This window comes from Micromonospora sp. NPDC047548 (assembly GCF_040642975.1).
Classification (GTDB): domain Bacteria; phylum Actinomycetota; class Actinomycetes; order Mycobacteriales; family Micromonosporaceae; genus Micromonospora.
In genome coordinates this window covers 115,674-128,769 of the sequence record NZ_JBEYTI010000002.1, presented here as the reverse complement: position 1 = coordinate 128,769, position 13,096 = coordinate 115,674, and the positions used below count along the sequence as shown (strand labels likewise).

At 72.5% G+C, this 13,096-nt stretch carries 11 protein-coding genes; 8 read left to right on the top strand and 3 right to left on the bottom strand.

Annotated elements, in window-relative coordinates; translation table 11 throughout:
* Nucleotides 1-80: 80 nt before the first annotated feature.
* Nucleotides 81-1,016 (bottom strand): TetR/AcrR family transcriptional regulator C-terminal domain-containing protein, encoded by a 936-nt coding sequence (locus ABZ807_RS02425; RefSeq protein ID WP_357151709.1) that lies wholly within the window; start codon nt 1,014-1,016, stop codon nt 81-83.
* 167 nt (nt 1,017-1,183) lie between these two features.
* Between ABZ807_RS02425 and ABZ807_RS02420 the strand changes: the two genes are divergently transcribed.
* The 6 genes from ABZ807_RS02420 (at nt 1,184) to ABZ807_RS02395 (ending at nt 7,242) form a co-directional block, all read left to right on the top strand.
* Nucleotides 1,184-2,383 carry an FAD-dependent monooxygenase gene (locus ABZ807_RS02420; RefSeq protein ID WP_357151707.1) on the top strand — a complete coding sequence of 400 codons (1,200 nt, stop codon included), beginning with the start codon at nt 1,184-1,186 and terminating at the stop codon, nt 2,381-2,383.
* Nucleotides 2,384-2,608: 225 nt separating this feature from the next.
* The gene (locus ABZ807_RS02415) at nt 2,609-3,370 is read left to right on the top strand and encodes an ABC transporter ATP-binding protein (protein WP_357151705.1); all 762 of its coding nucleotides are present in this window, start codon (nt 2,609-2,611) and stop codon (nt 3,368-3,370) included.
* On the top strand, nt 3,357-4,049 hold the full coding sequence (locus tag ABZ807_RS02410) for an ABC transporter ATP-binding protein (RefSeq protein WP_357151703.1): 693 nt from the start codon (nt 3,357-3,359) through the stop codon (nt 4,047-4,049). The genes ABZ807_RS02415 and ABZ807_RS02410 overlap by 14 nt, the downstream gene beginning before the upstream one ends.
* Nucleotides 4,050-4,094: 45 nt before the next feature.
* A complete protein-coding gene (locus tag ABZ807_RS02405; RefSeq protein WP_357151701.1) occupies nt 4,095-5,351 on the top strand; it encodes an ABC transporter substrate-binding protein in 1,257 nt (418 codons plus the stop codon).
* Entirely contained in the window at nt 5,348-6,229 is an 882-nt protein-coding gene (locus ABZ807_RS02400; protein ID WP_357113196.1) for a branched-chain amino acid ABC transporter permease, read from the top strand. The genes ABZ807_RS02405 and ABZ807_RS02400 overlap by 4 nt, the downstream gene beginning before the upstream one ends.
* On the top strand, nt 6,226-7,242 hold the full coding sequence (locus tag ABZ807_RS02395; protein ID WP_357151699.1) for a branched-chain amino acid ABC transporter permease: 1,017 nt from the start codon (nt 6,226-6,228) through the stop codon (nt 7,240-7,242). The genes ABZ807_RS02400 and ABZ807_RS02395 overlap by 4 nt, the downstream gene beginning before the upstream one ends.
* Before the next feature lie 445 nt (nt 7,243-7,687).
* Here the strand turns inward: ABZ807_RS02395 and ABZ807_RS02390 are convergent, their stop codons facing one another.
* A complete protein-coding gene (locus ABZ807_RS02390) occupies nt 7,688-8,284 on the bottom strand; it encodes a hypothetical protein (RefSeq protein ID WP_357151697.1) in 597 nt (198 codons plus the stop codon).
* A 689-nt stretch (nt 8,285-8,973) separates the two neighbouring features.
* Between ABZ807_RS02390 and ABZ807_RS02385 the strand changes: the two genes are divergently transcribed.
* Together ABZ807_RS02385 and ABZ807_RS02380 are read left to right on the top strand one after the other, a co-directional pair.
* Nucleotides 8,974-10,542: an MFS transporter gene (locus tag ABZ807_RS02385; RefSeq protein ID WP_357151695.1), complete on the top strand. Its 1,569-nt coding sequence runs from the start codon at nt 8,974-8,976 to the stop codon at nt 10,540-10,542.
* Between the two features lie 20 nt (nt 10,543-10,562).
* Nucleotides 10,563-11,120, top strand: coding sequence for a TetR/AcrR family transcriptional regulator (locus ABZ807_RS02380; RefSeq protein WP_357151693.1), 558 nt, complete (start codon nt 10,563-10,565; stop codon nt 11,118-11,120).
* Between the two features lie 51 nt (nt 11,121-11,171).
* Here the strand turns inward: ABZ807_RS02380 and ABZ807_RS02375 are convergent, their stop codons facing one another.
* The gene (locus ABZ807_RS02375) at nt 11,172-13,091 is read right to left on the bottom strand and encodes a helix-turn-helix domain-containing protein (RefSeq protein ID WP_357151691.1); all 1,920 of its coding nucleotides are present in this window, start codon (nt 13,089-13,091) and stop codon (nt 11,172-11,174) included.
* Nucleotides 13,092-13,096 lie beyond the last annotated feature (5 nt).

Below are 13,096 nucleotides of genomic sequence, written 5' to 3'. Positions count from 1 at the left end.
GGGCTGGCCGCCGAGTACGAGCGGACCGTCGCCGGGCTGGAGCGCGTCGCCGGCACGGAGTAGCGCCCAGACTCCCAGTGCTAAATTCCGTGGGCCGGTGGTCCGACCTCGATCAGCGTGGCGTAGCCGTCCAGCAGCCGGCGCAGGCCGAACTCGAAGACCGTGTCCAGGTCCAGGTCGATCGCCTCGTCCAGCATCGCCAGCGTCGGGTACCGGCCGCCGCTCATCATCCGCTGGAACATCGCCTCGTGATTGTCCACCCACTGCTCGTCGGTGAGCCCGGTGTCCTGCACGGCGTGCGCCTGCGCCTCCAGGTTGGTGGCGATGCCCCGCACGTACGCCACCAGCGTCACCGCGGCGTGCCAGCGCAGCTGGGCGTCGAGCCCCAGCCCGGCCGTGGCGCGCAGCGCCCACTCGGTGTGCGCCATGCCGTTCGGCAACGGCTGCGGGCGGAACATCGAGATGACGTGTGGCAGCCAGCGGTGCCGCTGGTAGACCGCCCACTGTGTGCGGGCGAGCAGTTCCAGGCGGGCCCGCCAGCCGGCCGGCGGCGCGGCGGGTAGGGGCGCGTCGGCCAGCGCCGTGTCGGCCATCGCCAGGATCAGGTCGTCCCGGCCGCGGACGTGCCGGTACAGGGCCATGGTGGCGACCCCCAGCTCGGCGGCGATCTGCCGCATCGAGACGGCGGCCAGGCCGCCCGTGTCGGCCAGGCCGATCGCGGTACGCACCAGCCGCTCCCGGCTCAGCTCCGGCTCCGCGTCCGCCGGGCCACGGCGGGCCCGGGGCGCCGCCGGGCGGGGCGGGGCCACCACGGTGCCCGCGCCGGGTCGGGTCAGCACCAGCCCCTCGTCGCGCAGCAGGGCGAGCACTTTGGTGGCGGTGGCGATGGCCACGCCGTGCTCGCGGGTGATCCGCCGCGCCGACGGCACCGGGTCGCCGGGGCGCAGCTCCCCGAGCGCGATCCGGCGGCGGATCTCCGCAGCGATCCGCCGGTACGGCGGCTCCGACCCGGCCATGGCGGCACCTCCGGCGCGGCGTACTAGGACGAGGCTCCTTGGCGGGCCCTCGCCGAGGGAGCGTACTAGGTCACCACGAGCCCGGCGGGCCACGGCGGACCTACCGTCCAGGGCGGACCCGGCGCGGACCGGGTGGACGGTGTACGCACGAACTCGGGAGTGCTGCGATGAACGACAGGACCGTACTCATCTCCGGCGCCGGCATCGCCGGCCCCGCGCTGGCCTTCTGGCTGCGCCGGTACGGCTTCGCCGTCACCGTCGTGGAACGCTCGCCCGGGCTGCGCCCCGGCGGGCAGGCGGTCGACGTGCGGGGGACCGCCCGCGAGGTGGTCGACCGGATGGGGCTGACCGCCCGGATCCGCGCCGAGTGCGTCCGCCTGCAGGGCATGGCGTACGTCGACGCGCGGGGCGACGTCCGCGTCCGGATGCCGGTGGACGCCTTCGTCGGTGAGGGGATCGTCGCCGACATCGAGATCGAGCGCGGCGACCTGGCCCGGCTGCTGTACGAGGAGACCCGGGCCGACGTGGAGTACGTCTTCGACGACTCGATCGAGACGCTCACCCAGACCGACGACGGGGTGCGGCTCACCTTCACCCACGCCGCCCCGCGCACCGTCGACCTGGTGATCGGCGCCGACGGCTCGCACTCCCGTACCCGGGCCCTCGCCTTCGGCCCCGAGTCGGCGTACGTCCGGCCGCTCGGGGCGTACGTGGCGTATTTCACCACCCCGTACCCGGACGAGACCGGCTGGTTCCAGATGCACAACGCCCCCGGCGGCCGGGTGGTGGGCACCCGCCCCAACCGGCACGGCCGGTCCAGCGCCTTCTTCAGCTTCGCCTCGCCGGCGCTGGAGGTGGACCGCCGGGACCGGGCGGCCCAGCAGCGCCTGCTCGCCGAGCGCTTCGCCGACGTGGGCTGGCGCGCCGCCGAGCTGCTGGCCGCGATGGCCGACGCCCCGGACTTCTACTTCGACCGGTACGCCCAGGTGCGGATGGGCGCCTGGAGCACCGGGCGGGTGGCGTTGCTCGGCGACGCCGCCTGGTGTCCCTCCCCGCTGACCGGGCAGGGCACCAGCCTCTCCCTGGTCGGGGCGTACCTGCTGGCCGGGGAACTGGCCGCCGCCGGCGGCGACCACCGGGTCGCGTACCGCCGCTACGAGGAGGTGCTCCGGGCGCACGTGGCGCGCGGTCAGGACCTGCCGGGCGGCGGCATCTCCGGGTTCCTGCCGGCCAGCCGGGCCGCGATCCGGATGCGGGACGCGTCCATGCGGGCGATGGCCTCCCGCCCGCTGCGCGGGCTCGCCACCCGGCTGTTCTTCAGCCACGCCGACGGCCTCACCCTGCCGGATTACGCCGTCACCCGGTGACGGTGGCGGCCCACATGTCGACGCGCGCCGATCCCGGTCGGGCCCGGTCGACGAGGGTGGGCGGGCCCGTCCCTATGGGGGGCGGGCCCGTCCGGCGCCGGCCGAATGTGTGGGTAATCGACATGGCTCGACCGCTTCGGCGCACCGTAGGTTTCCTGCACGCGATGGCCCTGTGACCTCGGTCACCGACCCGGTCGTCGCCAGTGACCTGCGGAGGATGAGGCGATGGCCGGGCAAGCGCTCCTGTCGGCGCGCGGGCTGACCCGTGACTTCCGGGGCTTCCGCGCGGTCGACCACGTCGACCTCGACATCGCCCCGGAGAGCGTGCACGCGCTGGTCGGCCCGAACGGCGCCGGCAAGACCACGCTGTTCAACCTGCTCACCGGCTTCCTGCCGCCGACCGACGGCCGGATCGAGCTCGACGGCCGGGACGTCACCGGCCTGCCCCCGGAGCGGGTGGCTCGGCTCGGGGTGGCCCGCTCGTTCCAGATCACCAGCCTCTTCCCGCAGCTGTCCGCCCGCGAGCACGTGGAACTGGCGTTGCAGAGCCCGAGTGGGCTCGGCTGGCGGTTCTGGCGGTCGGCCACGCTGATGGGCCGCTACCGCGAGCGGGCCGACGAGCTGCTGGACATGGTCGGGCTCGGCGCGCTGGCCGAGGCCCCGGCCGAGGCGTTGGCGTACGGGCGCAAGCGCGCCCTGGAGTTGGCCATCGCCCTCGCCCTCGACCCGAAGGTGCTGCTGCTCGACGAGCCGACCGCCGGGATGGGGCTGGAGGACGTCGACCGCACCGTGGAGCTGATCGCCCGGGTCCGGGCCGGCCGGACCGTGGTGATGGTCGAGCACAACATGAGTGTCGTCGGCCGTCTCGCCGACACCGTCACCGTGCTGCAGGCCGGCACGGTGCTGGTCGAGGGCCCGTACGAGCAGGTCCGCGCCGACGAGCGGGTCATCACCGCCTACCTGGGAGCCGCTGATGCTGCGCATTGACACCCTCTCCGCCTTCTACGGCGAGGCGCAGGTGCTGCGGGAGGTGAGCCTGGACGTCGCCGCCGGCGAGGTGGTCACCCTGGTCGGGCGCAACGGCGCCGGCAAGTCCACCCTGCTGCGCTGCGTGATGGGGCTGCATCCCGGCCAGCGCGGCACCGTCGAGCTGGCCGGGCGGGACGTCAGCCGGCTGCCGGCGTACAAGCGGGCGCGGCTCGGGCTCGGCTGGGTCCCCGACGACCGTGGCGCGTACGCCACCCTCACCGTCACCGAGAACCTGACCCTGCCGCCCCGGGTCGGCCCCGACCCGTGGCCGCTGGAGCGGGTGTACGAGGCGTTCCCCGCCCTGTACACCCGCCGCGACTCGGCGGCGACCATGCTCTCCGGCGGCGAGCAGCAGATGCTCGCCCTGGCCCGGGTGCTGCGGATGGGCGCCCGGCTGCTGCTCTGCGACGAGCCCACCGAGGGGCTGTCGCCGCTGCTCGTGCAGCAGGTCGGCGACCTGCTGCGGGAGGCCAAGCGGCACGGGGTGACCGTGCTGTTGGTCGAGCAGAACCTGCACTTCGCCACCGGCGTCGCCGACCGGCACTACCTGCTGGCCGAGGGACGTGTCGTGGAGGCGATGGCCAACTCCGAGGTGCGCTCGCGGGAGCGCGAGCTGCTGGCGTACCTCGGGATCTGAATTTTCGACGGCTGACCCGCGCGGTGCCCGCGCGGTACGAAGGGGATGGATATGCGTAGGAGCGTGGGTGTGGCCGCCGCGTCGGCGACGGTGCTGCTGGCCGCGGGGTGCGGCGGCGGTGGGCCCCAGTCCGGCGGCGACCAGAAGCTGACCGGCGACAAGATCGTGCTGGGCGTCCTCAACGACCAGTCCGGGGCCTACTCGGAGCTGTCCGGGAAGAACTCGGTCAAGGCCGTGGAGATGGCCATCGCCGACTTCAAGGCCAAGCACGGCGACCAGGCGGTCACCAAGGACATCACCGTCGAGACCGCCGACCACCAGAACAAGCCGGACGTCGCCAACGCCAAGGCCCAGGAGATGTACGACCGCAAGGCCGTCGACCTGATCCTCGACGTGCCGACCTCCTCGGCCGCGCTGAAGGTCGCCGACGTGGCGAAGGAGAAGAAGAAGCTCTACTTCAACATCGGCGCGGCGACCACCGACCTGACCGGCAAGAGCTGCAACAAGTACACGTTCCACTACGCGTACGACACCTACATGCTGGCCAACGGCACCGGCAAGACCACCACCGAGCAGGTCGGGAAGAACTGGTACATCCTCTACCCGAACTACGCCTTCGGGCAGGACATGGAGAAGAGCTTCTCCACCGCCATCACCGCCGCCGGCGGGACGGTCGTCGGCAAGGACGGCGCGCCGTTCCCGAACACCAGCGGTGACTACTCGTCGTTCCTGCTCAAGGCTTCGACGATGAACCCGAAGCCGCAGGTGCTCGGCACCATGCAGGCCGGCGCGGAACTGGTCAACGTGGTCAAGCAGTACAACGAGTTCAAGCTCCGGGAGAAGGGCATCGGGCTCGCCGTGGGCCTGATGTTCATCTCCGACATCCACTCGCTCACCCCCGCCGCCCTCGCGGGCACCACCTACACCGACGCCTGGTACTGGAACTTCGACCAGCAGAACCGGGAGTTCGCCGACCGGTTCCAGAAGGAGACCGGCACCCGGCCGTCCTTCGCGCACGCGGCCAACTACTCCGCCGCCACCCAGTACCTGGAGGCCGTGCAGGCCGCCGGCACCGACGAGGCGGACACCGTTGTGAAGGGCCTGGAGGGCAAGAGCGTCAACGACGTCTTCCTGCGCAACGGCAAGATCCGCGCCGAGGACCACCGGGTCATCCACGACGCGTACCTCGCCCAGGTGAAGCCGCAGGCCGAGGTCGCCGAGCCGTGGGACTACGTGAAGGTGCTCAAGACCATCCCCGCCGCCGAGGCGTTCCGCGCCCCGTCCCCGGACTGCAAGCTGTGACCGGTTTCCTCCAGAACACGTTCAACGGGTTGGTGAGCGGGGCGTTCTACGCCCTGCTCGCCCTCGGGCTCGCGGTCATCTTCGGCATGCTGCGGGTGGTGAACTTCGCCCACGGCGCGTTCTACATGCTCGGCGCCTTCGGCGCGTACGTGCTGCTGGCTGAGGCGGGCGTGCCGTTCTGGGCGGCCCTGGTGATCATGCCGGTCGCGCTCGCCGTGGTCGGCATGATCCTGGAGCGCGCCGTCATCCACCGGCTCACCCGGCTCGACCCGCTCTACAACTTCCTGCTCACCTTCGGCCTGACGCTGATCCTCCAGGACCTGGTCAAGACCCGCTACGGCGTGCAGTCCAGCCCGTACGCCACCCCGGCCGAGCTCAGCGGCTCGGTCGACTTCGGGCTCTTCGACTTCCCGACGTACCGGGTGTTCATCCTCGGCTTCGCGGTGCTGCTCTGCGTCGCGGTGTGGTGGGTGCTCACCCGTACCCGGATCGGCATGGTGGTCCGGGCGGCCACCGAGCGGCCGGAGCTGACCCGGGCCTTCGGCATCGACGTCGGGCGGTGGGTCACCCCGGTCTTCGGCTTCGGCATCGGCCTGGCCGGGCTCGCCGGGGTGCTCGCCGCGCCGATGCGGGCGGTGAACCCGCTGATGGGCGCCGACCTGATCATCGTGGTCTTCGCGGTGGTGGTGATCGGCGGCCTCGGCTCGATCTTCGGCTCGGTCGCCGCCGGCTTCGGCATCGGTCTGGTGCAGGCGTGGGGCGAGGCGTACCTGTCGGAGTTCCCCATCGTGTCCCAGACGATCGTTTTCGTCGTGATGGCCGCCGTGCTGCTCTGGCGGCCGGCCGGGCTGTTCGGCCGTGAGGAGGCACCGGCATGACCAGCACCGTCGACACCCCGGCCGACGCGAACCGGCCGGCGCCGCCGTCCGGGCTGCTCGCCGTCGCCCGCGCGCCCGGCTGGGTCCGGTACGCGCTGCTCGCCGCCGGCCTGGCCGCCGCGCTCTGGCTGCCCAACGGGCTCTACCCGGCGGTGGCCGTGGACATCCTCTGCTGGGCGCTCTTCGCCGTCTCGGTGGACCTGCTGCTCGGCTTCACCGGGCTGATGTCCTTCGGGCACGCCGCGTTCTGGGGCACGTCGGCGTACCTCACCGGGCTGGTCGCCATCCATGCCGGCCTGCCGTTCCCGCTCGCCGTGCTGGCCGGGGCGCTCGGCGCGGCGGCGCTCGCGCTGCCCATCGGCTACCTGGCGGTGAAGCGGACCGGCATCTACTTCGCCATGGTCACGCTGGCCTTTGCCCAGATGGTCTACTACGTGGCCAACGAGTGGCGGTCGGTCACGAAGGGCGAGAACGGCCTGCAGGGGGTGCCCCGGTCGCTGTTCGGCCTCGACCTGACCGACGACTACTACTTCTACTACGCGATCCTGCCGATCGTGCTGCTCGGCCTGGCCGCCGCCTGGCGGATCACGCACTCGCCGTTCGGCCGGGTACTGGTCGGCATCCGCGACAATCCGGCCCGCGCGCGGGCGCTCGGCTACCCGGTGCACCGCTACAAGCTGACCGCGTTCGTGCTCTCCGGCTTCATCGCCGGGCTCGGCGGCGGGCTCTTCGCCGTCGGCCACCGTTTCGTCTCTCTCGACGTGCTGCACTGGACCACCTCCGGCAAGGCGGTCATCGTCGTGGTGCTCGGCGGCATCGGCACGTTGTGGGGCGGGGTGCTCGGCGCGGTGATCGTGGTCCGGCTGGAGGACTGGCTGTCGTTCTCCGGATTCGAGGCGATCGGCCTGGTGACCGGCGGCATCTTCGTCCTCGTCGTGCTGTTGTTCCGGCGCGGGGTGTGGGGCACCGTCGCCGCCCTGGCGCTGCGCTGGATGGCCGCCCGTCGCAGATAGGTCCAGCGCCGTCCCGGCCCCTGGAAGTGACCGCACACCGGGGGTACGTCTGGTGCGGACCGAACCTATGGCAGCCCACGCTGTCGAGGCCGCCCGCAAGCGGCTCATCCTGCCCGCTGCCCGCTGCCCGCTGCCCGCTGCCCGCTGCCCGCTGCCTGCTGTTCGTGGTGTGGTCTGTTGCTTGCTGTTTGTGGTGGGTGGGGTATGGCCCGCCGTGCCCGGCTCCGGGCGGTCAGGCTTGATCCCTGCGCCGGTCACGGCGGGCCACACCCCAGGTCTCCCGCCCCACCCAACGTTGATCATGAAGTTGGCGGCGGAGTTGATCTCCTCCACTGCCGCTAACCTCATGATCAACGTGGGGTGGAGGGGTTCCCGGGGTGGATGTGCCGCTGGCCGGCACCCCCTTGGGGTGCCGGCCAGCGGTTATGTCCTGCTTTGTGGTGGGTCAGCTGTTCCAGTGCTGGGCGACGAGGTCGGCGGCCTGCTGCTCCCACTGGGCGTAGGCGTCCGGGTAGGCCGACACCTGCACGGTCTGCGCGGCCTCGGTCAGCGGCATGTCCTTCCAGCCGTCGACCTGCTTCAGGCCCTTCTGGAACGCCACGGTGGAGTACTCGGGGTCGGTGATCTGCTCCGGCGTGCCCCAACCCGAACTCGGGCGCTGCTGGAACAGGCCCAGCGAGTCGTGGTCGTTGCGGTCACCCAGGTGACCCAGGTTCTCCAGCTTCGACTCCTGCAGGCTGGTGGCGATCGAGATCACGGCGGCCCGCTCGTCCAGGCCCGACTTCTTCGTCGCGGCGATGATCGCCTTGGCATTGTCGGTCTGCTCGCCGTTCAGGTCGATCCGGGACTGCGCGCCCTGCACACCGTGCGGGATCAGCTTGGCGTTGTCCACGGCCGGCTTGTCCGCCTGCACCGCAACGGCGACCGGCTTGGCGTCCATTGCCGGGGCGGCGTGGGCGCCGGTGGCCGGACCGGCGAACACGCCACCGGCGAAAGCCAGACCAGCAATACCAAGAACGCTCTTACGCATGATCGTATTCATGGGAGTTAGCTCCTTCGAGGGGGGATTGGCGACGCATCCGACGGGGGTCGGACACGCGCAAGCACCACGACAAGGCGCTCAACAAAAACAAGAAGAGGAAAGCTTCTGTCCGGCAGGCTTCACGAGCGGGGGCTCGTGGCGCCGGGACCGTGTGTAACGACCGGCTGCCCACCACCATTCCCGGGGGCCCGCACCCTCGGGCCGGCCACGCTATCGGGCCAGGCCAGCGGGGTTGCTGCCGCGATCGTCCAGGTGATGTAACCACCCCGGGCCGGCCACCATTCCGCCACCCGGGTGCCGCCGGTCACGGGACAGGCCGGCACTAAGCGGCCCAGACCGGGGCGTCTGGGCGCACCGGACCGACCACGGAGCCGGACATTCTCCGCTTTGACGTCCGTCTGGGGCTGGCATGGTCGAACCGGACATTCGCCGCCCAGGCGCCCTCGGGGTCCGGCGCGGTCGAACCGGACAGCGACCCGGCCGGGACCTGCGCGTGCCGGCGACGATCGACTCCGTGCCGGTGAGGTGGCGGGGGCCGCCGGCCCGCCGCGAAGCGGAGGCGTGACGCCCACCACATACGATACGATACGGTTCCGTATCGAAACTGTGGAGCTTACGCTCAGGCCTATTACGAGTCTGACCCGTATCGTATTGCGCGGCACGGGAGCCCCGGGGGGAGAACCGGACACATGGAACCGCACGAGAACACGGGACATCCGAGGCGGTGGACGATCCTCGGGGTGCTGGTGATCAGCCTGCTCGTCGTCGTCCTCGACAACACCATCCTCAACGTCGCGCTGCGTACCCTCGCCGACCCGGTGCACGGGCTCGGCGCCAGCCAGGGTGAGCTGGAGTGGTCGATCAACTCCTACACGCTGGTCTTCGCCGGGCTGCTCTTCACCTTCGGCGTACTCGGTGACCGGATCGGCCGCCGCCGGTTCCTGCTGATCGGCCTGGCGCTGTTCGGCCTGGCGTCGCTGCTGTCGGCGTCCGCGCAGGATCCCGGCCAGCTGATCGCGGCCCGCGCCCTGATGGGCGTCGGCGGCGCGGCGATCATGCCGGTGACCCTGTCGATCATCTCCAACATCTTCGACCCGCGGGAGCGGGGCCGCGCGATCGGCATCTGGGCCGGCGCGGTCGGCCTCGCCGTGGCCATCGGCCCGATCCTGGGCGGTGCGCTGCTGGAGCACTACTGGTGGGGCTCGGTCTTCCTGATCAACGTGCCGGTGGTGGCGGCCGGTCTGGTCCTGGTGGCGCTGCTGGTGCCGGAGTCCCGCGACCCCGAGCCGGGCCGGGTGGACCTGCTCGGCGTGCTGCTCTCCGTGGTGGGCCTGGTCGCGCTGACCTACGGCATCATCGACGGCGGCGAGCACGGCTTCGACCGGCCGATGGTCTGGGCGGCCCTCGTCGGTGGCCTGGCGGTGCTGGCCTGGTTCGTCGCCCACGAGCGGCGCAGCGACCACCCCTCGCTGGACGTCCGGCTGTTCCGGGTCCCGCGCTTCGCCGCGCCGGTGGCCATCGTCGGTCTGATCTTCTTCGCCGCGATGGGCGTCATGTTCTTCAGCTCGTTCTACCTCCAGCTCGTCCGCGGCTACAGCCCGCTGGAGACCGGTCTGCTCTTCCTGCCCTTCGCCGGCGCCCAGCTGATTTTCGCCCCGCACAGCGCCGCCATGGTCCGCCGGTACGGCGGCAAGGCGGTCGCGGCGGTCGGGCTGGCGCTGACCGTGGTGGCGCTCGGCGCGTTCGCCTTCGTCGACGCGAGCACGCCGATCTGGGTGGTCCTGGTCTTCTTCTTTCTCCAGGGTGCCGGGATGGCCAACATCATGCCGCCGGCCACCGAGTCGATCATGTCGGCGCTGCCCCGGGAGAAGGCGGGCGTCGGCTCCGCGGTCAGCAACACCGTGCGGCAGGTTGCCGGCGCGCTGGGGGTGGCCGTGCTCGGCTCGGTGCTCTCCGCGGTCTACCGCGAGGACATCGCCTCGACGGTCGGCGGCCTCCCCGCCCCGGCCCGCGACGCGGCCACCGAATCCATCTCCGGCGCGTACGCGGCGGCCGGACAGCTCGGGCCGGCGGCGCCGAAGCTGATCGCGGCGGCCAACGACTCGTTCGTCTCGGCCATGCACTGGGCTGCGGCGCTCTCCGCAGTGGTGGCCGCCCTCGGCATCCTCATCGTGGCGCGCTGGATGCCGGGCCGCGCCGCGGGCGCGCCCGCCGCCGTGCCGGTGGTCGGTGAACGGGAGTTGGCCGGAACCGCATAGGTTCGGCGACAATGTCTGACATGACTTCCGCCGCGGACGAGGCCATCATCGAGGCCACCCTCGACCTGCTCGCCGAGGGCAGCACCGTCGAGGCGCTGTCGATCGAGGCGATCGCCACCCGCGCCGGAGTCGGCAAGGCCACCATCTACCGGCGCTGGCCGGGCAAGGACGCGCTGCTGCTGGACGCGCTGCGCCGGCTCAAGGGCATCGTGCCGCAGCCGACCGGTCACTCCGTCCGCGACGACCTGGTGCTGCTGGTCGGCGCGGTCGGGCACAACATCGACCCCCGTGCGGCGAAGATCATGCCCTGCCTGGTGCCCGAGGTGAACCGCAGCCCGGACCACTTCCAGCTCTACCAGAACATCATCGAGCCGCGCCGGCAGCTGATGCGCGAGGTGCTGCGGCGCGGGATCCGCACCGGCGAGCTCCGCGCCGACCTCGACGTCGAGGTGACGATGGCGCTGCTCACCGGGCCGATGCTGATGCAGCGGATGCTGCGCTGGCACCCGGAGCTGGACGAGCGGATCCTCCCCGAGAAGGTCGTCGACGGGGTGCTGGAGGGCAGCCGCGCCCGCTGACCGGGCGGTCAGGCCGTGGCACGCTCCCCGTGCTCACCGGGACGAGCCGGGTCAGCTCGCGGGCGCGCGCAGCCGGTGCAGGCGCAGCGCCAACTGCACCTCCAGCGCCCGCTCCGGCTTCTGCCAGTCCGCGCCCAGCAGTTGCCCGACCCGCTCCAACCTCTGGGTGACCGTGTTGACGTGCACGTGCAGCTGCTCGGCGGCCCGGGCCAGGCTGCCGCCCACCCCGAAGTACGCCTCCAGCGTCCGCACCAGCGCGGTGCCGCGCCGCGCGTCGTAGTCCAGCACCGGCCCGACCGTGGCGGTCAGGAACCGGGCCACGTCCCGCTCGCCCTGGTCACCCACCGTGCCGAGGAGCAGCCCGACGAAGCCCAGCTCGGCGGTGCTCGCCCCCTCGCCGGCCCGGCCCAGCGCGCCGAGCGCGGTGAGGCAGCGGTCCGCCTCGGCGAACGTGGCGGCCAGCGTCGCCGGCCCGGACCCCGGGCCGCTCGCCCCGGCGGTCACCGGGCGGCCGGTCACCCGGGACAGGTCCCGGGCCACCGCGCGGGCGCTGCCGCCGGCGTCCCGGCCGGGCAGCATCAGCACCACCCGCCCGTCCCGGGCCGCGGCCAGGCCGCCCCGGGTCGAGGCGTACGTGGTGGCCCAGGAGAGCACCCGCAGCCGGGCGGACCCGGTCGCGGCGATCGCATCGTCGCCGACCGCCACCAGCACGTGCGGCGCGTCCAGGTCGACCCCGAGCCGGCGGGCCCGGCTGCGCAGCGCGTCGGTGTCCCGCAGCGGCCGGGCGATCAGGTCGTCGAGCAGCTCGCCCCGCACCCGCCCCTCGGCCTCGGCGACGGTACGCCGGAACAGCAGCAGCAGCGCCGTCACCAGCGCCGCCCGCTCCAGGATGCGCTGGTCGGCGTCGACCAGCTCGTCGCCCGGGCGCAGCACCAGCGCGCCCAGGTTCTCCGCGCCGGCGACCACCGCGGCGTACCAGAGCGGGCCCCGGCGCACGCTGCGCCCCTCGGTCCGCGACGCCGCCACCGCCTCCACCAGGTCCGCCCGGTCCGGCTCCTCGATCTCGCCGACCCGGGCCAGCAGCCGACCCTCCGAGTCCAGCGCGAGCAGCGGCCCGCCGAGCACCTCGGTGACCGCCGCGGCGACGTCCTCCATTCCGCCGCCGCGCAGCACCAGCGCGGTCATCCGGTCGTGCGCCGCCGCGGCCCGCTCCACCGAGCTGCTGTGCGCCCGGATGGTGGTGTTCGCCGCGGAGAGCTCGGCCAGCGCGGACCGGGTCTCGGCGAGCAGCCGGGCGGTGTCGATCGCGACCGCGGCGTGCGCCGCGAGCGACACCAGCAGGGACACCTCCTCGCGGGCGAACGGCCGGGCCGACCGGTTCGCCGCGTAGAGCACGCCGATCACGCTCGATCCGAGCCGCAGCGGCACGCCGAGGATGGCCACCAGCCCCTCCTCGCCGACCCCGCCGTCGATCTCCCCGGTGTGCCGGAACCGCTCGTCCTCCTGGTAGTTCGAGGTGACGTACGGGGTGCCGGACTGGGCCACCAGCCCGCCCAGCCCGTCGCCCATCTCCAGCCGCAGCCGCTGGAACTTCGCCGAGATCGAGCCGTCGGTGACCCGCATGTAGGTGTCGCCGCGCTCGTCGTCGTTGAGGGTCATGTAGGCGACGTCGGTGCCGAGCAGGTGCCGGGCCCGGTGCACGATGGCCCGCAGCACGTCGTCCAGGTCGCGCAGCCCGGCCAGGTCGCTGGCCGTGTCGTACAGGCCGGAGAGCTCGGTCTCGCGGCGGCGGCGCCGCTCCAGCAGGCCGCGCACCCGCAGCGCGAGCATTTTGGCGTGTTCCAGCTCGGCCAGCCGGTCGGCGGGCAGCCCGGCAGCCCGGGCGGCCACCAGCGGACCCTCGAACTCGACGGCCGCCGCCTCCCGGGCCAGCAGTTCCAGGAACTCGACCGGCGACGACATGACGCTCATTGTGC